At 46.1% G+C, this 20,592-nt stretch carries 14 protein-coding genes and 2 pseudogenes; 7 read left to right on the forward strand and 9 right to left on the reverse strand.

Translation table 11 applies throughout. The features are described 5' to 3' along the window. Nucleotides 1-45 precede the first annotated feature (45 nt). A pseudogene (locus NE536_RS05120) lies at nucleotides 46-456 on the forward strand (transposase); the annotation flags it as partial. Between the two features lie 358 nt (nucleotides 457-814). Here NE536_RS05120 and NE536_RS05125 read toward each other — a convergent pair. Then, nucleotides 815-4,912, reverse strand: a complete 4,098-nt coding sequence (locus NE536_RS05125; RefSeq protein WP_261271999.1) for an InlB B-repeat-containing protein — start codon at nucleotides 4,910-4,912, stop codon at nucleotides 815-817. 294 nt (nucleotides 4,913-5,206) lie between these two features. Between NE536_RS05125 and NE536_RS05130 the strand changes: the two genes are divergently transcribed. Next, nucleotides 5,207-7,327 (forward strand): ATP-binding protein, encoded by a 2,121-nt coding sequence (locus NE536_RS05130; RefSeq protein WP_261272000.1) that lies wholly within the window; start codon nucleotides 5,207-5,209, stop codon nucleotides 7,325-7,327. Continuing rightward, nucleotides 7,320-8,045 carry a response regulator transcription factor gene (locus NE536_RS05135; protein ID WP_261272001.1) on the forward strand — a complete coding sequence of 242 codons (726 nt, stop codon included), beginning with the start codon at nucleotides 7,320-7,322 and terminating at the stop codon, nucleotides 8,043-8,045. The genes NE536_RS05130 and NE536_RS05135 overlap by 8 nt, the downstream gene beginning before the upstream one ends. A gap of 35 nt (nucleotides 8,046-8,080) precedes the next feature. Here the strand turns inward: NE536_RS05135 and NE536_RS05140 are convergent. Next, nucleotides 8,081-8,897 (reverse strand): annotated as a pseudogene (locus NE536_RS05140) (bifunctional UDP-N-acetylglucosamine diphosphorylase/glucosamine-1-phosphate N-acetyltransferase GlmU); the annotation flags it as partial. A 28-nt stretch (nucleotides 8,898-8,925) separates the two neighbouring features. On the opposite strand from NE536_RS05140, the gene NE536_RS05145 reads away from it, so the two are divergent. Next, complete coding sequence (locus NE536_RS05145) at nucleotides 8,926-9,333, forward strand: TonB-dependent receptor domain-containing protein (protein WP_261272026.1); 408 nt, start codon at nucleotides 8,926-8,928, stop codon at nucleotides 9,331-9,333. Nucleotides 9,334-9,582: 249 nt separating this feature from the next. On the opposite strand, the gene NE536_RS05150 is transcribed toward NE536_RS05145, so the two are convergent. Then, complete coding sequence (locus NE536_RS05150; RefSeq protein WP_261272002.1) at nucleotides 9,583-10,011, reverse strand: hypothetical protein; 429 nt, start codon at nucleotides 10,009-10,011, stop codon at nucleotides 9,583-9,585. A gap of 210 nt (nucleotides 10,012-10,221) precedes the next feature. Beyond that, on the reverse strand, nucleotides 10,222-11,379 hold the full coding sequence (locus NE536_RS05155; RefSeq protein ID WP_261272003.1) for an alpha/beta hydrolase-fold protein: 1,158 nt from the start codon (nucleotides 11,377-11,379) through the stop codon (nucleotides 10,222-10,224). A gap of 242 nt (nucleotides 11,380-11,621) precedes the next feature. On the opposite strand from NE536_RS05155, the gene mtnC reads away from it, so the two are divergent. Further along, complete coding sequence (gene mtnC / locus NE536_RS05160) at nucleotides 11,622-12,302, forward strand: acireductone synthase (RefSeq protein ID WP_259544565.1); 681 nt, start codon at nucleotides 11,622-11,624, stop codon at nucleotides 12,300-12,302. 94 nt (nucleotides 12,303-12,396) lie between these two features. On the opposite strand, the gene NE536_RS05165 is transcribed toward mtnC, so the two are convergent. The 4 genes from NE536_RS05165 to NE536_RS05180 all read right to left on the reverse strand — a co-directional run bounded on the left by NE536_RS05165 (nucleotide 12,397) and on the right by NE536_RS05180 (nucleotide 14,790). Continuing rightward, nucleotides 12,397-13,488 carry a hypothetical protein gene (locus NE536_RS05165; RefSeq protein WP_261272004.1) on the reverse strand — a complete coding sequence of 364 codons (1,092 nt, stop codon included), beginning with the start codon at nucleotides 13,486-13,488 and terminating at the stop codon, nucleotides 12,397-12,399. A gap of 295 nt (nucleotides 13,489-13,783) precedes the next feature. Next, complete coding sequence (locus tag NE536_RS05170; protein WP_261272005.1) at nucleotides 13,784-14,170, reverse strand: carboxymuconolactone decarboxylase family protein; 387 nt, start codon at nucleotides 14,168-14,170, stop codon at nucleotides 13,784-13,786. A 53-nt stretch (nucleotides 14,171-14,223) separates the two neighbouring features. Further along, a complete protein-coding gene (locus tag NE536_RS05175) occupies nucleotides 14,224-14,391 on the reverse strand; it encodes a MerR family DNA-binding transcriptional regulator (RefSeq protein WP_261272006.1) in 168 nt (55 codons plus the stop codon). Between the two features lie 3 nt (nucleotides 14,392-14,394). Further along, the gene (locus tag NE536_RS05180; RefSeq protein WP_261272007.1) at nucleotides 14,395-14,790 is read right to left on the reverse strand and encodes a GFA family protein; all 396 of its coding nucleotides are present in this window, start codon (nucleotides 14,788-14,790) and stop codon (nucleotides 14,395-14,397) included. A 156-nt stretch (nucleotides 14,791-14,946) separates the two neighbouring features. Here NE536_RS05180 and NE536_RS05185 point away from each other — a divergent pair, with 156 nt between their 5' ends. Further along, nucleotides 14,947-15,375 (forward strand): acyl-CoA thioesterase, encoded by a 429-nt coding sequence (locus NE536_RS05185; RefSeq protein WP_261272008.1) that lies wholly within the window; start codon nucleotides 14,947-14,949, stop codon nucleotides 15,373-15,375. Between the two features lie 60 nt (nucleotides 15,376-15,435). After that, entirely contained in the window at nucleotides 15,436-15,702 is a 267-nt protein-coding gene (locus NE536_RS05190) for a GNAT family N-acetyltransferase (RefSeq protein WP_261272009.1), read from the forward strand. 344 nt (nucleotides 15,703-16,046) lie between these two features. Here NE536_RS05190 and NE536_RS05195 read toward each other — a convergent pair whose 3' ends face one another. After that, a complete protein-coding gene (locus tag NE536_RS05195; protein WP_261272010.1) occupies nucleotides 16,047-20,360 on the reverse strand; it encodes an NACHT domain-containing protein in 4,314 nt (1,437 codons plus the stop codon). Between the last annotated feature and the right edge of the window lie 232 nt (nucleotides 20,361-20,592).

The raw sequence follows: 20,592 nt of genomic DNA on the forward strand, positions 1-20,592 counted from the left end.
CCTGAACTGGGCTAGAGTCGCACAATCATCTGGACAGAAGTCAGGGGTATAGTCGCCGCCAAAGTAACCCCTTCGAATGTACATGACACAGCTGGTGAACGAGATGGTGAACAGTGATATGGATAAACGCTATGCAGATAAAGGCTATATCAATAAAGCACTGTCCAGTGAATTGCTGGAAAAAGGCGTCACACTGGTAACAAACGTGCGTAAGAATATGAAAGCAAAGCGATATCATTGTGGGATAGAGCGATGCTGTCGAGACGTGTCATCATAGAAACCATCAACGACCAGTTAAAAAATATCTCACAGATAGAGCACTCCAGACACCGCAGTATGCATGGTTTTATGCTCAATATGATTGCGGGACTTATCGCCTATCAATTGACAGGCAATAAGCCACAACAGAACATCACTCACGCGGAGTTTAATGCTATTGCAGTTATGGCCCGTTAAATCGGCCTCAGAGGCTGTTCATAATTCTGTGTCAGGTTAACTAAGAATCTGATTTTTAGTCTTCCCATTTTTTTGCCCAACCTCGCCTCGAAACGTCATAAGCCCTAAATAAGAAGTTCAACACTCATCTCAATTCTTCTTGGACATGACATGACATGACATCGCAAGCCATCCACCTCAACACTTTAGTAAAGTCGAGCAGAGTATCCTAAATAATCCGATTTAAGCTAGTTAGCTCGATTTTCGGCGCTGACACAGTCAGATAACTGCGTACAAATAAAAACCCCGCTACAAAGGCGGGGTCAACAATAGAAAGCTGCCAGCGACTAAAACTGTAATTTGCCAGCAGTTAACAAGATCAAAAATGCCACTGAATACCAACAGCGGTCAGATTACTGACTTGTGGTGATGTCTGATAGCTACCATAACTAAGCTGAACGGACCATTGTTCTGACAAGGTCCAGCTTAGACCTGCGGTGTAGGCAGCTTGCCAATTTTGCTGCGAGCGTGATTCAGCAGCAGTATCAAATAACTGCTGCCGCTGCATTAAATACCAGCCACCAGCAGTGCCAAACACGGACACCGGGCCAGCCAGAGGATAAGACAAGCGCACCGCCAATGTTGGACCATAACCTGAACCGCTGACCAGTCGTGCAACATCAGGCAACTCAGTCTGTTGCAACACACCAGGCAGGCGCACCGTTAACTCACCAGCATCCAACCAACCGCCTTCCAGCGCCAGGTATGTATTTAACTGATAGCCCCCATGCAGTTGCCAGGCCAGCCGCTGCTCCTGCTCCGCGCTGAATTGCTGACCTTGTAACTGAAAACGGCTGTCGGTATCCATCTGACCAACAGTCGCACGCAGATACATCTTATCCAGCGCCATGGGCTCTGCGACCACAGGTGCAGAACCCGCCACTAGCAACAGCAGTCCTACCCGACGCCGCAGCACCAATGCCAACAAACCGACCAAAGACCACCAGCCGGTGCTGCCACCCGCAGTGTTATAGACTTTATCGGTCCGTACTACCTGCGCCAGTACTCCGGGATCAACAATGACACCATTGGCTTTACCATCAGCATCATTTGGACCGCCATCTTCAATAATTAACCGCACACATTCATCCTTCGCAGTTAAACCCGGTGTCCACACCACATCTGACACCAACGGACAACGGCCTTCACTATTTTTGCCTGCACTAAACAACTGATTACGGCTGTTTTGCACAAAATCAAACCAGCGGCCATTGTGATGTTTACGCCAGACACTTTCAGTATTGATCTGACGGCCTTGCGGCAACGGGATCACAACAGGCACACTTTCACCCTGATTATTCAGGTTTCGGATCTCAAAATCGACCAACTGGCTTTGTTGCTGGTAGCCTTGATCAGGTAAAGCGCCGTCATTCAACGCCACTCCAAACTGACCACTGGCCCAGGAACTGGCCTCACTTTGTTGACCCAGCGTTAGTTGATATTGCGCCGGAATTTCCAAATAACTAACGCCTGCTTCGGCCGGGGTACAGCTACTGACTCGGCCATTCTGGTCCTGCTCAACTTTCGGACAGAGTGGTAATCGGCCAGACTGATCAGTGAATAAATTCTCTGCCGCTGGCAAACCGCTCTGGTCAAGCTCGCTGCCACAATGATCATGCGCGCAACCAGCCACCACCAACAACACCAGATCGGTTTCCAGAATTTGATTATTGTCAGTCGCTTGCAGCTTAAACTGATAACGGCCTTGTAACTTGGCAGGATCCAGCATCACCACATCATCTTCCACCACAGCAACGGTAGCTAACTCGCCTAACTCCCAGCGATAATCCAGCACTTTTTCGTGACTATTGCCAGCCTGCAACCTGATCAAACCTGCTTCCTGCCGGACGGCATAACCAGATAAACCGTCCTGTTCTATGCTGACCTGCAACGCAGCAGTGCTGGCCATAGCGCCAGTCTGCAGTTGATGGATCGCCGGTGTGCCCAAAACCGCATTGCCTGAACTGACTGCGGTCAGCTTGATCGTGGCATTATTACTGGTCTGCTCCGATAACTGATAACTGCGACGCCGCTCGTCCTGCAGATCAATCAACAGCTTCTCTTCGCTAAGCTGAACGCCTTCAGCGCTAAACTCTACCGTCACCGGATAGCTGATCGCTTCATCACTGAGCCAAATACTGATTTTGGCTGCAGTTTGCTGTGCAACCTGTTGTGAGGCGGCAGTAAAAGCAACAAATGGATGCACTTCCAGCGTCAGTATCTGAATTTGCTGGCTTTGTTCATCCTGCAACTGCAACTGATAACGACCGGTTTGCTGACTGCTAAAGATAAATTCAGTGGCAGAAACCGCCTTGAAAAGAGTGCTGACTTGTTCTGGCGATAGCTGCTGCAGCTGGTTCGCTCGCAACACCTCACCACCCAACCAGCGGAACTGGCCACTGCCACCGCTGACAGTTACCGCAACAGACTGATTGGCAGTGACCAGATTCGTCTGGACGGCTGCTTGCACCGCAAAAGCAGCGAAACTTTGCAATTCGACCATACAATCTGCCGTAATGGCGGCGGTGTGGATGCTTTGTTGTCGCAGCACAGCACCGCAACCACGCACTTGCAGATAAAGCGCCGGATCGGTTTGCGTCAGACTAAACACAGCAGACTGGCCATGGGCAATATTTTGCTGTGCCGGGCTAATGTTGACTCCTGGTACTGAATTCACACTGACTTGATATTGCAGCTGGTTGTACTGAGCTTTCACCGTTAAGGCAGCAGTGACTTTGCTAAAATCAACATCCCACCCCGTGAAAGTATAACCTTCCCGCTCTGGTGCCGCTGGCGCAGTCGCCGTCTGACCATGGGGGATTTGCTGGCTCGATAACAACTGCCCCTCTGCATCAACAAAGGTTACCGCATACACATTCTGGCGGTATTGCGCTGCCACGGTTAAAGCTGAAGTCACGTTAGTAAAGCTAACATCCCAACCAGTGAAAGTATACCCTTCCCGCACGGGTGCTGCTGGCGCAGTCGCCGCCTGACCATGGGGGATTTGCTGGCTCGATAACAACTGCCCCTCGGCATCAACAAAGGTCACCGCATACACATTCTGGCGGTATTGCGCTGTCACTATCAAAGCTGAAGTCACGTTAGTAAAGCTAACATCCCAACCAGTGAAGGTATAGCCTTCCCGCACGGGTGCTGCTGGCGCAGTCGCCGCCTGACCATGGGGGATTTTCTGGGTCGATAACAACTGCCCCTCTGCATCAACAAAGGTCACCGCATACACATTCTGGCGGTATTGCGCTGTCACTATCAAAGCTGAAGTCACGTTGGTAAAGCTAACATCCCAGCCAGTGAAGGTATACCCTTCCCGCGTAGGTGCTGCTGGTGCGGTAGCCGCCTGACCATGGGGAATTTGCTGGGTCGATAACAACTGACCACTGGCATCGATGAAACTAACCTGGTAAGCAGGAGCAGTCACCTGAATAGAAAATGGCGCCAATGACGCACTCAATAAACCATCACTGACACTGATTTGGATATTGGGATAGTCACCAACATGCTCAAAATCTGGACTGCCGGATAGGCCGCCAGTGGCAGTATCAAAAAAAGTTGCCCAAACGGGTTTGTTGGCAATGGAAAATGTTAGTCTGTCTCCCTGAGCATCGAATGCTGTTGGGGTAAAACTATACAAACTGCCTGCAGACACCGCTGTTGCTGGCTTACCGGAAATAGTCGGCGCTATATTGACTGGTTTTGGAATAATGCTAAAACCTTTTAGGTAAACCTCGGCGCCCTGATTAAACTTAATCGATAATTTGCCTGTATACCCATGGGCAGCCTTCAAACTCAGTCCATTGGTGCCCGAGTTAATATCAAAAGTTTCGCTAAAGATTTCGGTATCATCTTCATTCAGAGAGGTAACAGTAGCAACGAGCTGCTTATTTGCTTTGTTAACTAACAGAATACTTTTCGGGGTAAAAGTGGCGCTGAAATTTGTGATGAGAAATCCAGTTGTATTGAACGCATTTGAATGACTCACCAAGCCTTCTTCATTGATTGCACAATAACCGCCTGGTCCCGATAGCGCCAAAATATAAACCCCGCCACCCGGGATCGAAGGATAGAAACCGCTGGAACAGAAACCGTTTGCGGCGAGCGGACCTTGAAAAAGGTAACTATCAGGCAACAGCATTATTAATTTACTGTCTTTGCTGATGTTGTAGTCCGACAAAGTGCGACCATCTGCTAATTTAGCTTGCCTAAAAAACAAAGCATAACTTTCCGGCGGATACGCTTCTTTATCTTCAATTTTAGCTTTCACGTTTTCAATACTGTCTGAGCCTTCCACATCCAACCCAATAGTTTTGCCGGAAGGTGTTTCTACAAAAATCTGCATCGCCCAGCCGGGCCATGCGGTCAGGGCAATACACAAAATAGCTAACTGCAAGAGTCGAATCATATCTGCTCCATAGCAAAGTAATAATCAGTGGTGAGTCATTCACCAGAATAAAAAATTGCCGGATGCTAACATGTTGGTTCCAATTTCTGAACAAAAAGGCCGGATGCTGTGTAACGTCATGTAACAGCTGTCGATGATGTAGCAGTCGGAAAAGTAGAAAAGTAACGGCAGCGCAGGTTAGTCACAAACCCCGTAAAAGGTACGAAAGTTACCCTATGATTCCTCACTAAACAGGGTAAAATAGCCAGGTTGTAGTAATCAGAGATGCCAATTGAAGGCAATCTAGGTGTGGTAATGTTGGATCCGCTCGCGCATTCGTTAGCTTCGGTCATGGTGACTTTGGCCTGTGCTTTATTTATCTGGCCGTTATATCTGCTGAATAAAGATTTTGCTGGCCCGAAACAGTGGGCGATTGGCAATAGCCTGCTGCCGCTGGGTTTGTTATTACTCAGTACTCAAAGCAAGACACCGGTTTGGCTGGGAGTGGTGTTAGCCAACCATATTTTGCTGGCTGCAGTGTTAGCCATTTTATGGGGCACCCGCTTATTCTTCGGCTACCAGCGCAACAAAAGCTTGTTAACTGTACTCACGCTCAGCTTTAGCCTGCCTTTTTTGTATTTCACCTATATCACGCCTTATACCGATGGCCGCATTATCCTGGTCAGTCTGATGTTTTCCCTTTGTAGCTTGCTGAGTATCCGGGTGCTGAGAGCCAAACAAAAAGCCGGATTTTCATTAGGGGTCAAACTGTTTCAGGCGGTCCTGATGTTATTAATCTTGCTGATGAGCTACCGTATTGCTTATATCATGTTGGTCGGTGACTTAGGCGGTATCTTTAGCTTTAATCTATTAAATGTGGCGGTGGCGGCTTTATCATATTTTGTGGTTTATGGGTTGACGCTGAGTTATTTCCTACTCTGCTCAGAACGACGTATCCAGATGCTGGATAGGTTACAACAACAAACCAAAGCCGAAGCCGCGTTAAAAAGCCGCTTTCTGGCGTCATTGAGCCACGAATTACGCACGCCGCTCAATGCCATCGTCGGCAAAGCACAACTGATGAGGTTACAACAACAGGATCCGCAGCTGCAGCAGGACTGCAGCATTATTATTGACGCAGGCATGGCATTATCGACCATGGCGCAACAAGTGCTGGAGCATGCCAGTCTGGAGCATGGTCAGGTGCAAATCCAATCAAAGGACACCTTATTAGTTCCCTGGTTGCACAGTATCGTCGACAGTATGCAGCCACTGGCGCAATCACGGCAATTACACTTGAGTTTGAAAACAGAACAGCTGAGTTCGCAGCAAATCTATAGTTTTGATCAGGGCAAAGTACGGCAGGTGCTAATCAATTTGCTGGGGAATGCCATTAAATATACCGATCATGGCTTTGTCCGGCTGCAGGTGCAACTGACGGATCAGACCGGACCACAACACTGCATCCACTTTGCGGTCGAAGACAGTGGGATTGGCATCAACCCTGACGACCAGCGCGATATTCTGACGCCTTTTATCCGGGCTTCGCAGCAGGAACTGCGGGAAGGTACTGGCCTGGGTTTATCTTTATGTCAAAAAGCACTGCAGTTATTGGGGGCGGAATTAAAATTTACCAGCCAGCCCGGTGTTGGCAGCTGTTTTTACTTTCAGTTGCCGCTGATACCGATCAGCGCTTCGGATTCCATAGCAACAGTCGCCAGCAGTACCATACCACCTCTGCATATTTTGCTGGTAGAAGATGTTGAATTAAATCAGCAGATCATTAAAGCACTGCTACAACACGATGGTCATCTGGTTTTGGTGGCCGCCACTGCGGCAGAAGCGCTTGGTCTCTGTCAGCAACACAGCTTTGAGCTGATATTGCTAGATATGAATCTGCCAGACAGTGATGGCCTGAGTTTGTTCCGTCAGTTGCAACAACAGCTGGCTGGCCCCCTGCCAAGCACACTGCCACCTGTGCTGGCATTAACCGCCGATACCAGCCGGCAATTGCAGCAGGATTGTTTGGCTGCAGGCATTAAACAAGTGCTGACTAAGCCGGTAGAGCTGGCACAGTTACAACAAAGTATTCGTCAATTGTTGCCCTGGCCGTTAATAGCCAACAGCCTGACCTTTCAAAGTTTCGCCTGTTATTTACCGGCGCAACTGGTGCAACAAAAATTAGCCGGGCTGGCTGCCGAATTACAACAGCAGATCAGCCAGTGGCCCAGTTTGCATGGCGCTGAACTGCAGGCCAATCTGCATCAATTGCGTGGTATGGCAGCTACTTTGGGATTGGAATTGCTGGCGGAGCGGCTAGCAGCACTAGAAACCCAGCTCAGTCGAGTGTCCGCATCACAACAGCCATTAAGTCAGCTTGCCAGCCGCAGTGCGCAGTTGCTACGGCAAAAAATCGAAGGAGTGCGGCATGACTGAACAAATCCGGGTGTTGTTGGTTGAAGACGACGAATGGCTTGGGTTGGCGCTCAGTGCCTTCCTGCAACAACAAGGTTTCCAGGTCAGCCTGGCACATTCGCTGGCTGCCGCCATGTCCATGTTGTCACAACCAGATTTACGACTGCTGATCGCCGATGTGCAATTACCGGATGGTTGTGGTATTGAACTGTGCCGCCAGCTATGCCAACCCCACATCGGTAAAATTTTAATCTCGTCCAACGCGTCGGAACAAAGCCGGGTGCAAGGGCTCGGCGCTGGTGCTGATGACTACATTTGCAAGCCGGTATTTCCGCAGGAGTTATTGCTTCGCATCCACGGTTTATTGCGTCGCTTGCCGCCGTACGCTGTGACTGTACCCGATCTGCGGTTTTTACAGTTCCGGCTTAATCTGGAAAATCGTCAGCTGTGCTATCAACAGCATGCACTGCAATTGAGTGAAAACGAGCAACAGTTGCTGATTAAACTGATTGCCCATCAGGGAAAAATTATCAGCCGAACAGAATTAGCGCTGGCATTGGGTGAAACAAATACTTATCTGGCAGGCCGAGCACTGGATATTGCCATCAGCCGGTTGCGGAAAAAGTTAGTGCAACTGAGTGGTCAAGCGGAAGAACTGCTGGTGACTTACCGTAATCAGGGCTACTTATTAGTGCAGGAATGGCCGGAAGCAGGCATCAAAGAAGGAACTGCACGCTAAACCAGTCGTGCTGCTACGATAGCGCTTAAATCAGCTTATTTTTTGATTTTGACCGGTCTTTGCCAACCGCTGATATGCCGTTGTTTGGTCCGTGCGACCACCAATTCGTCGGCAGCGACGTCATGTGTCACCACAGAGCCAGCGCCACCAGTGAACTGTTGGAACCAAAAAACACACCATCTTCAATCGTGGTCTGGAATTTGTTGGCGCCATAGTAGTTACAGGTGATAGTGCCAGCACCGACATTCACTTTACTGCCGATCACCGCATCCCCCAGATAAGTCAGATGATTGGCTTTAGAACCTTGGCCTAACACGGTTTTTTTCAGTTCAACAAAGTTACCGACATGGCTATCATCCGCCAACACAGGAACCGGGCGAAAGGACCGACCGAACAACCGGCACCAACCACTGAACTTTCCAGCATCGAATTCGGTTTAATTTCGCTGTTATCGCCAATAGTGACGTCCTTCAGGATACAGTTAGCGCCAATCGAGACCCCATTGCCTAGCACCACTTTGCCTTCGAAAATAACATTAACGTCAATCATCACGTCATTGCCAACAGTCACTGCACCACGCACGTCAATCCGTGCTGGATCGCGTAAATTGGCGCCGCTCAGCATCAGCTGTTCGGCTTGACGTTTTTGATAAGCACGCTCTAATTGAGCCAGCTGTACCCGGTTATTCGCGCCTTCAGTTTCAATCGGGTCGGCTGGATGGGCGGTAGCAATTTCAACGCCATCCCGATGTGCCATCGCAATAATATCGGTTAGATAAAACTCTCCTTGGGCATTGTTATTTTGCAAATTCGCCAGCCAATGTTTCAGCTGTTTGCCCGGCACCGCCATAATGCAAAATTATATCGACACCGCACCTTATATGTACAATATTGTCGATGGTCAAAAAGTACCAGCTTCCCCAACAGAAGCCACACATAGAGATTATTCCAGTAAAAATATTGGCATGCTCTATTCGAGCGGTATCGAAGCAGAATTAACCTATCAATACAACAGTCTTGATCTATTTGCTAATTACAGCAAAGTGAAAATGGATGTCGAGGGCATGCCCAACTTTTACCTTGGCACTATTGAAGATATTCGCCAGCCCTATAACAGTGCTCCACAAGATAAAATCAATCTTGGGATCAGCTGGCAGCTGATCTCAGCATTACGACTACCATGGATATCAAGCTTTGCCATGGATATGACCCGTCTTCCGGAGGCTCAGCTCAAAAGAGGAATGGATGCAGAAGGCTATCAACTTCACAGCGTATATCTCACATATTAATCCCCTTGGTTAGCGAGCCTAGAACTCAGGATGAGACTTACTCGGTTTAGCCTGATGATGAAGAAAAAACCTTACCGGGACGTAACTACAAACTGGCACTCAATTATCAATTCTAGAAAATGCATCAACGAACACTATCTTCTGACTAAAATTGTAAATTCACAAAATCAAGGCCATTGAAACAACTTTAATGGCCTAAACTTACAATTAAGAACATGATAAATATATTTTTTTAGGCTTCTCAATTTTTTAGTTCAACCTCAACTCGAAACGCTTAGCTCTACGCTGTAGTAACCAGAAGATGATTAACACCCCAAAGGAAGCGGCTAAAGTGGTCAGCGTCAGCGCAAAACCTTTGAATGATAATAGGTTTAAGCTAAAACCATCTAACGCTAACACAGCCAAGCCCAGTGGCATTTGGATAAACACAGCGGTGAACCAATCGAAGGGAAGTTTAGGAAAAATCCTGTGGTAAGCGTAAAGCACTAAACCTGCTAGCAATATCAGCAAACTCGCATCGTGAGCCCCTAACAACAGGTACTCCACACTGTTCGGCGTAATCTTGGGTACAGCACTTAACATATCTAGCATATAACCCGCGCTAGCAACTAATGAGAAACTGATAAAACTCAATAACGCTAATAAGATACCAAAACCAAATGCGGGTAAATATTTCATTTATCTCTCTCTATTCGCAGCTGAAAATACGCAGTCTCATCTCCCAAAAAACCACTGCATAGAAACCACAGGATAGAAAAAGGACTGTAACTACAATAACAGCCAAAATTTCCCTTAGCTATTAAGACCATAGTCTTATGGCTAGCACAAACCCGTGCGCGATATACGGTGAGCAAACAGGTAAAACGCAAGCGCCAAATGTTAATTCACTTATTTATCCGCCTGATATTCAGCTAACTGTTTACGGTATTTGTCTTGGAAGAATGGATGGTCCGTTAACTCAAGTGCTTGCTTTTCATACTTAATCGCTTCAGTTCGCTGACCTTGGCTCGCATAGACACTTGCCAATGCATGGCTGGCCTCGAATGCTGTTGGGATCGCCTTTAAGGTTTGCAGATAAATGTCGATAGCTTTGGCAGGATCAGTCGTCTCGAAGGAACGTGCCAACGCGATAAGCGAATCGGTAGCGGGCACGTCAAAACCATATTTGTCGTTCGACAGGGTTTTATAATGCGCCAAAATAGCGGCTACGCCTTGACGTGATATGGTCGAATCAGGCTTAAGCACTTGGTGTACATCGTTAAAAATAGCTTCAATACCATAAGCCGTCGCCAAAATAGGTTGGGTCATATAGTAAGTGCCATCGAAGCGCTTGATGCGGTAGTCGAGAGAATCCGTGGCGTTCGCTTTGATGATGGCTTCAAGCTTGCCAAAGTCAGCTAACTGATTTTGTTCGAAATCACTGTCGCTAGTGCTCATAAAAAGGAATCTTGGCTTCCCTTTCATCCCTGCGAGCTTCTTTGCAGCATCTGCCATTACAAAAGCGTAGTTATCATCCAGTACCGGACTTGCGGCGATGTAAGCATTAAATAGGCTTGGGCGATTCAAAAGGGTATAGAGGCTGAAAGTGGCATTGCCAGTGAAGCCATTAAGGATCCGAAAACCATTTGTGCGATATTGTTTGTCGATGGCGGGCAGTAGAACTTGTTCCATAAAATCCAAAAACTGCTGATTTTCTTGCTGCTTAATGGCTAAAGTTTTTAACTCACCTAAGCCTGCATGACCATCTGGCGCCGTCACGATAATGGTTTCCAGCCAAGGCCAGCCACCGTTATGACTCATCCAGTCTTCCATTCCAGCGAGATAGCCATGGCTACGAGGGTGTAAATCCACCAGCACCACATAGCGTTTATCCGCTTTCGATTGGTAACTCGCTGGTAATGTCACCTTAAAGTCAGCAGGCTCAGTTAACAGGCTCGAACTGACCTTTAACATCTGTGGTTGAGCGGGAAAGGTATTATCGGCATTTGCTGACACACTGAAGAATGCAAAGCAGTAAATCATCAGCAGAATTAATAGCGTACGCATAAATTTCATTCCTTGAAAATCAACTATATAAGTATCAGCCGAAGTTAACACCCGTATTCTTGAAAGTAAATCCGATATCACGGCCTAACCCTTTCGCCAAACACATACCCAATATTAGCCATTCCCATTTTGGTTGTGATGGCGGTGGTAAGACTCGCGAAATAGACTAGCCAATTTCACCAATAACGCTTAGGATCGGAGTTGCATTTTTAAGCCAACATATTGTGGAGTATCAAAACATTATGGGTATCAGAGCCATAGTCGTAGACACAGCAGGCACCACGACAGACCTAAACTTTATCCAAGATGTACTATTCCCCTATTCTGTCAAAGCCTTGCCAGACTTTTTAGAACAGAACCAACACAATGTATTGGTTGAAAACTGTATTTGTGACACTAAAGATATCGCCCTAGAGCCAGATGCGGACTTAGCACGCGTGACTGAAATTTTGCAGCAGTGGGTCAGCGAAGATCGTAAAGCAACACCGCTCAAAACCCTGCAAGGCTTGATCTGGAAGCAAGGCTACGGCCATGGCGAATTTAAGGGCCATATCTTCCCTGACTTTATTGAAGCAGTGAAACGCTTTAGCGCGCAAAATCTACGTATTTATAGCTTTTCATCGGGTTCGGTCGATGCGCAAAAACTGTTGTTCAGCCACAGTGACGGCGGTGATTTAACCGAGATGTTTAACGGTCATTTTGATACCCGAACCGGCAACAAATTAGATAAACAGGCTTACTGCAATATCCTCAACACTATCAGCTTAAGCCCTAAGCAAGTGCTGTTTGTGTCTGATGTGATTGAAGAATTAAAGGCTGCCGACGCTGCAGGCATGATGACCTGCCAAATGGTACGCGATAGCAAACAACGCACGGGTGAGTTCCGTAAAATCAGCAGCTTCGATGAGTTACTGATTGAATAACGTGATTGTTGAATAACACGATAGTCGACTCACTCAGCCAAGCTGATTTAGCCAAAATGAAAGCGACCTTATGGTCGCTTTTTTATGGGGCGGCTTATTTGCCCTTTTCCGTCAAAGGAAACGCGGCCGAGATACACTTTTTCACCTCAAAACGATAACCATACTCCGCTTTCTTATCCGGCGTTATCTGCAAAATCTCATAGTCATTTAACTCGATCACATTCGACTCGGCGGGCTTTTCACAACGCGAACGGCTATTGGCTTCAAGTGTAAACGCGAACGTCGCCAGCCATTGCCGGACTAAGTACTGATATTGAGTTCGCACCGAGGCGTAGGCCCTTTTGCGTTCTTCCTCTTCTTGCTCGCTGTCATCATGACTATTGTCAGCCTTGCTCGATTTATCGCTTTCAGAGTCAAGAGCTGTCTGAGTCAGCTCTACAATAGGTACCGTCAGCACATCGGTCGCATCCGGCAACTGTCCCGATTTAGGCTCGCGAGGAGCATGCTTAGCGGCTTCTTGGGGAGAGGTAATAAAGTTTCGAAACGAGGTTTCAATGCGAGTCTCTAGATCTATTAACAGGCTCAAGTGATATAAAACCACAGTCGCTAGCACGATACGGATCATAAAGGTCGTTTTACGAAATGAAGTATGCGATGTAAGCCGTAACGATTTGACACCTAAAGGTTTAAGCAAAAAAATCAATACTAAATAGATGGGAATAATCAACTGCAATGCCAGCAGCACAATCGCGCTCACCATTAAAAACCAAGCTGGCATATAGAGTAAAATCGCTAAGTTATGGGTGTAATCCAGATGACTTGCCGACACCCCAACCACTTCGTTCACGATAGCGCCTGACCAACCTAAGGCAAAATTGGCAATAATGGCGTAAAACAGCAACAACACGGCCTTGCCCGCTAGACTGTGCCAGACCCGCTCGAACACAGGCCAAAACTCGATGGCCATGGCGATGACAGCAATCACGGCGACCACACCCATCAAATCGGAACTAAAGGCCAATATCAAGGCAATAAGATACAGCTTTTGCGCAAAGGATAACTTAGCAAACCCTTGGCTTAAGTAGCACCACAACTTGCTCAACCCTAGCTGGAGCTCGCTAGACAAAGGCTTGATGACTTGCCGTAAGTGCTGGCGGGCAGATTCAGTGTAACGACCTAAATTCATTATAATTTTAAATTCCGGTTGCGATTAAGACACGCTTGAGTTGCCGATGTAAGCTGCAAAATCTATGGCGACACTCGCGTCACTTATGCCAGTGTAGCGACTAACTTTGGCAATTTACTAACAAAACTTGCCGAATCGTCCTTTAGCGGCGAAATGAATCTCCCGCGAGATTCTATGTCGATGATGCGGAACAGAAATACCGTTTAAATGGATTTGAAAGTAATACCTATGAATAAAATTAAAGCGACCTTAAGATCGCCTCAATGAAGTGTTATGAACCTAACTCAAAATAGACTCAAACGACACTTAACTCCCGCTCGGCAAAGACAGCTTTCGCGACAAACATGCCATTCAGTGCTGCGGGGAAGCCAGCATAAACAGACATTTGCAGTATCACTTCGACGATTTCCTGCGGTGCACAACCAACATTCAACGCGCCATTAATATGGACGTTAAGCTGCGGCTGACAATGCCCCAACGCTGTGAGCGCCGCGACTGTAACTAACTCACGCGTCTTAAGATCGAGTCCTTCACGTTGATAAATATCCCCAAAAGGATATTCGATAATGTACTTGCCCAAGTCGGGGCAAATATTTGCCAGACTGTTGATCACTTTCTCGCCCGCTTCGCCGTCGATTTCAGTCAGCTTAGCTAAGCCCTGCAAATACCTTTGATTACTCATTTTGACTCCTTAGGATTTGACCACAGAAGTCAGCTTACGCCTTAGAGTTAACTCTAAGTCAACAGTTGATTGATAAACTCAATCCACTGCGCCTCTTTCTCAGCATAATCGCGGTGCCCGCTCGCATTTCGCACCACAGACTGCAGCAGGCCAATTTTCTCGAAAAATCTGAGCGTATGCGCCGACAATCCAGTAAGTGCAGCAAACTGACCTATGTTCATAATCTAACGATCCGCAGGATGGTTAACACCATCATTCGTGGGCACATTTTCCAGATCGAATGGATTGACCCCTTCGAGGCAACCAATGTTGTAACCATATTCATGGGGATTGGAACGCCGCTGGTGATGGGTATAAATGCCACAAACGGAGCAAAAGTAATGCTTGGCGGTTTTGGTATTAAATTCATAGCATTTCAGTACATCATCACCCTTGAGGATCTTAATCCCCGCCAGCGGAACCGAGCCGACAATCGCGCCCTTACGGCGGCAGATAGAACAATCGCAGCGGCGAGGATTTTCAATGCCATTAGGCAGCGATAATTGCAACACCACAGCGCCACAGTGACAAGACGCTTGGTGTTCAGCTTGAATATGGGTGCTTCCGACTCGTTTAATCATACACTGCTCCTTGTTTCGCTTAATGTTATCGCTAAATGCCTATAACGCCATGGCTTGTCGCTTGTTCTTTATGCTGCTAGTCTGACCATCTTAAACGAGCGTTTCAACTCGCATTTTTAGATCGGCAATTCAATGCCAAACACACTGGAAAACACAATGGAAAAGTTTCTCGCACAGCACCCTATAGTGACCGAAATCCCCGTGGCTTGGGGCGAAATGGATGCGTTGCAACACGTCAACAACGTCGTCTATTTCCGTTATTTTGAGACAGCACGTATCGACTTTTTCAATCGCCTTTTCCCGCTAGATAGCCTGTATAAATCAGGTATTGGCCCGGTGATCAGCGAAAATCAGGCCCGCTATAAACGTCCAGTAACCTTCCCCGATACCCTATTGGTCAGCGTGAGTATCAGCGATATTCAAAGCGACAGATTTACCATGCATTATCAGGCGTTTAGTAAACAGCAGCAGGCCATTACGACGCTAGGCACCTCGGTTGCCGTAATGTTTAACTTTAAAACAGGTCAAAAAGCCGAGCTTCCCACAGAATTACTCGCCATTCTTAAACAACACGAACAAGCTTAAGCTAACCGAGTCGCAGGCTTAATTGCCAGCACACGTTAAGCCAAATTCGTAGGAGTATGTATGTCAGAAAAAGAGCAAATAGAAACCATCGTTGAACATCAACAGGATAAACAACGATTTGTGATCCCCGTTAATGGGCATGAGGCGGTACTGGAATATCGACTCGATGGCAAACATATCGACTTTAATCGTACTTATGTCCCCGGCGAACTGCGTGGCAAAGGTCTTGCCGAACGTTTAGTTCGCCACGGTTTGAAGTGGGCAAAAGCCCAAGATTACGAGATACAAGCCAGCTGCTGGTATGTGCAGAAGTTTTTGAAAAACTAGGCTTACAGCATCAGCGATGAAATTGTCAGCGGTACAGATCATTATTCCACCTTTCCTGTTGGGCTAGCGAAAGGCCAGAGGTGGATTTATCAAAGTTTCTAGTTACCAACTAACCTAGGACAAAACTGGATTTTGTTACTTGAACTAGCAGTAGTTTTCGTTCGGTACAGGCATAAGCGCTCCTTTGGCTCGCTGTGAATATATCCCTATACGCTCTACGAAACCATCCATGTTTTCGAAGGCCAAATCGTGCTTATACCTGAACTCAAGTGACGGTAACACGCTGTGATAATTAAAATTTTACAACAACTGCAAAGATCTACGGTCAACATCAATATAACCAGTTAAGTGGCTGACCGCTCTGCTCTCAAAGTTAAATCAATCACAATAATTTCAATTGAAGATACATTTGGGAATTGGTCCGATATCCCAAGCCAATATTCTTCCATAGCCTTTTTTAGCTCAGAAACATTAGTTCTTTTACCTTCAATTTCCCAACACTTACCGGGATCTTTACCTTGCCAAACTAGTAAAAAAATCCCACAACCAGCAGTTTCCTCACGCAAGTAATCTCCTGCAAGCTGATTTCTCAAACGTTCACATAAATCAGGTCCTGACCAACCTTTATCTAATAACTTGAGTTCTATCGGTACTGGGGATTTTATGTTCGGATGCTGAAACCAAATATCTGGCCGTTGATTATTAGCCAAGTTAGCCTCTTCAGCACATGTATAGCGACTATGCGCTTTTTCGTTCAACCAATGCGCGATAATTTTACGCATCTCTGTTTCATCTGCAGCCTTTTGATACGTTTCCGCTAGGCTATCATTGCCACGTTCAACCCAGTTTTTGAAATCATTTAAACGCAATACGCCAAGATCAAAAAGCTGCCGATGAGTGGCTGGAGTCATTTCAAGTGCCACCCCAAAATCTCGAACTTGTTGAGCTGACCAAAGTTCACGTTCGGCATCTTCCTCTGCCCGTTTGTACGCGCGTTTTTTCATCCATTGTCGATAACTATCATCAGGATGGAGTCGAGCTAACTCAATTAAAGCTAGATAAGTATCCTTACCTGGGATTTCTACCAGATAATTAAATAATTGATTTCGAGCATCTTGTGCATCATCACGCAACTCTGGAGAGTAGAAATCCTCACCTGAATGGTCTGTATCATCACTCGCACGAATAAAACAGTGCATCATTAGATATAATGATTTGAGATAAAAGGCCGTACGAAATTTCCCAGCAGCCGTACCATTCCCTAAATCATTACGCCGCCCGCCTGTTAACGCAGTTATAAAGAGTTGTGCAGCCAGCGTTGCTTCGCCCGTATCTGTATCTTTTTCTTCCAACCAAGACTCGACAGCTTGAATACCCGTTTCAGGTTCCATATCCACCCAGAGTGCATACCAGTTGGGTAATAAATCATCGGAGTCACAATGCTCCACTTTAGACTTTGCCAAATCAGCAAGAAACTCAGTAGTAGCGCCACCATTAGTCAGAATTTGAAGGCAATACCGTAAATTTTGCTGATGACTTATCTGATTGATAGAGACCCATTGACTAATGGGCTCAACTAACTCGGAGTGCAACCAAGGTGCGTTATAAACTAGACCGTACAATATATAATGCAGAGGTTTATCGGCTTTGCTATTTTCCAACTCCCAATAAAGCTCTTTAATTACGGCTGCTTTAACTTGATGAGGATGCGCCTTGTACATACTTTCCAACCAACTTGGAAAGCCACTAAGTTCATATGTGGTATAACGTAAAGCATGCTCTACTTCTGCATCGGTAAGGTTTAGTGGAAAGCCAGCGACATCTTGAGCCTCGAACTCCAACCCGACCATAGCAAAAATAAGCGAATAGCTTACGGAACTTGTGTCTGCTCCGTCAGAACGAAGAGCCGGTTGATAAGCTCGCCAATGAGCAATTGCTGCGTCACGAAATGCGTAGGCAACGTCTTCTCCAAACGCATCAATGAGTAAACGCCAGTCGACTTTTCGTCCACGGCTCATTCTCATTCCGTGGCCTTCTTCTATTTCTTTTAGCAACCAATATTGATCATTGCTTAACACTCCAGGACTAAGGTTTTGCGGATTTCTTATCGCATCCGGATTGGCACGCAATCTTTTTATCCATAGAGCCCGTTCATCTTTCTCTTTTTGGCGTTTAGCCTGATATTGGCTTTCATAAGGGCTCTCTTCCCGATTAATATTCCGCTGTTTTAACGAAGCTAAGCGCTCCACAAGCGACGACTCAAGTATTGGATTATCTAAAATGGTTTGTCGTATGCGTTCTAACCATTCTTCGGGCTCATTTTCTTGCTCATAAAGGCGAAACGCTAATGAAAGAGCGACCAGTTTGTCATCCTCAAACTGCTGGGATGTTATAAACGTCAGCACTCGCTCAAAAGCATCGGCGTTAAATTGCCAATAATGCTCAAGCCAATCCACTTGCCATATATTCGTCAATCGATCATTACTGCGTTTATTAGTTTCACGTGACTTGGTTACATTTTTCCAAAATAAAGCATCGTTTAACTCTGGCCAACTTGGAACCAGATCATGAAGTTTATGCTTATGTTCACTGAAATCTTCTCCATGCCAGTAACGAATTGCAGGCACTTTAAGCAAAATAGAGAGTATTGCATCACTCAAGCTTTCAACTGCCCTAGCAATAATTAGTCGCTCAACAACATGACAAGCAGGGCCAATCAACCAAATGAACTCTTTAGAAACCTTACATTCGCTATGTTCAAGATGTGGTTCTAGGCCTAAAAAATGATTTATACCAACCACAAGCTCATAAAGAACGCTCTCTTTAGAAAGATCTACACTGTTGGAGATTCGATCAATAAAAGTATGTAAAGATGTACTTAAGCCTGAATAACTGCGTCGTTCATAAGGTGGGAGTTTATCAATCGATGACAATAAAAAATTGATACTTTGCAAGTTGGCGGGAGCATCACTCAACAATTCAGCCAACAGCTCTCGCGGAAGTTCAGCAGGCACTTCATTTAACGCTTTCCACAGCGTCATTTTTTGCTCAACTGTACCCGTTGTTGAAATCGCTCTTACGGAGGCAATCCGAGCATATATTCCTCTTTCTGATGCTATCGCAATAGGCATAAAATCCTCAACACAAGCAGTCATATTGCCTTGCCAGACAAGCCTGCCCAGAAAGAAAATCGCATCGTCGTTATTTGCATATTCGACGATAAGCTGCCTAACCTCATCAGACAGATCTGGCTGAGCAATTCGCGCAATAGCACTGTTGTTTCGGGCAGAGCGATCATCCTCATCAGCAACGATTCGCCTAACGATATCGATAAGAATACTTTTCCTTTCATTAAGCGGTAGGCGAGCTATATCACCGCCTTCGACGGCAATTTCGGGATGAAGAGCAAGTGCTTTTTTACGAATAGATGGATCGAATAAAATAAGCCAAGGCAGAATAGGTCTTAATCGGGGAGTAACAACCAGCTCACCATATTGAGCTTTGAAGATCAATGACTCTACTGCGCACCGTGAATTCCCGGTTTCAATTAGAGAATAGAGCCACTCGGCAGTAAGAAGCTCTTTTATCTCTCGATGCCGAAAACGTACTGCACCGTAAATAATGTCATTAAATAAACCACGTTCAAGCAATGCTTTTACATCGTTTGGGCTCCAATCATGCAGCACACTCTCGGCATCAATACCCACTTTTTCATGGGTCTGATCAGGTACAAAAATTCCAGCCTCACCCGTCAAGGTAACTGCCGCAGCCAAAATTCTAGCCCCCTCACGCGCTTTTTCTTTATTTAGCGGTTGCGGTTTACGATCAAGATTAACTTCTTTAAGACGTAGTTCGATATTGTGCTGTAATGACTCAAGCCTACTGCCAAGTTTGCCATCGTCTTTCCATTTCTCAAGCAAGCCTTCTAGGTCAAAAGGCCTTTCTGCAATAGTTAGAAGATTTGTGCGTTTGATATCTGCAATTAATTTATCAACGTTAGGTGTAGATCTATATTCGGCAAACTGCCGTATAGCATCCAAGTCTAATGGCCTAAGTTGATAAACCCGAAGAGGGCCTTCTGCCACCTCTTCGCCACTAACTGAATCATTTTCTCTCTCCTCAAATGATTCTTTTTGTTGTGATGAAGCAAAAGGCAGCGAATCTTCAACAATTTTTTTATCAGCTTGAAAACGCCAAGCATAGGGTCGACTAGAAATATAGACATGTGCTCGATGACCAGCCTTTTTTATCTTTTGTGAAAAAAGCTTTATTGCCTTTTCAAAAGTTCTCGGGTTATCCAAACGAGCTTCATCCACTGAATCAAGGAAAAACCAAGCATCTTCCGAAGACTTCAGCCACAATCCAAATTGCGATGCCGTACCAACTTCAAAAGCATCTTCAAAATTAACGCCTATATCTTCAATACGAATAAAAAATGCTGCACGACCTTGCTCAATTGCATATTCGGCTTGTGTATGCATCTCGAAAGTTTTACCTGCGCCCGCATCAGCCAGAATGACGACTCGATATTCCGCCTCTAAATCAGACCAGTCTTTTGGCTTCTCAAGGCCAAGAAACATTTCAAAATTTTCTTCAGATGCAGTATCGCGAGCGACTAGCGAGAAAGTCCGTTTCAGCGGAACATGGCTTGTGTCCATTTTCACCCCAAATAGCGACATAGTGCTTAACCTGGATTCAATAAAATAACTGATCGATCTACATTACCCTTTCAACTTAAGCTTTGCGAATCATTAACTTGAAAACTCAATAACCTATCATGAAAATTGCTTACCATTGAACAAGAGGTAGCAAGAAAAGCATGGGAATAGCAGAATGGATTAAGCACCCGCATGGATGTGACCGTCCGTGGCATGGATGCCACGTCCGAGC

This window comes from Shewanella septentrionalis (assembly GCF_025370265.1).
GTDB lineage: Bacteria > Pseudomonadota > Gammaproteobacteria > Enterobacterales > Shewanellaceae > Shewanella > Shewanella hafniensis.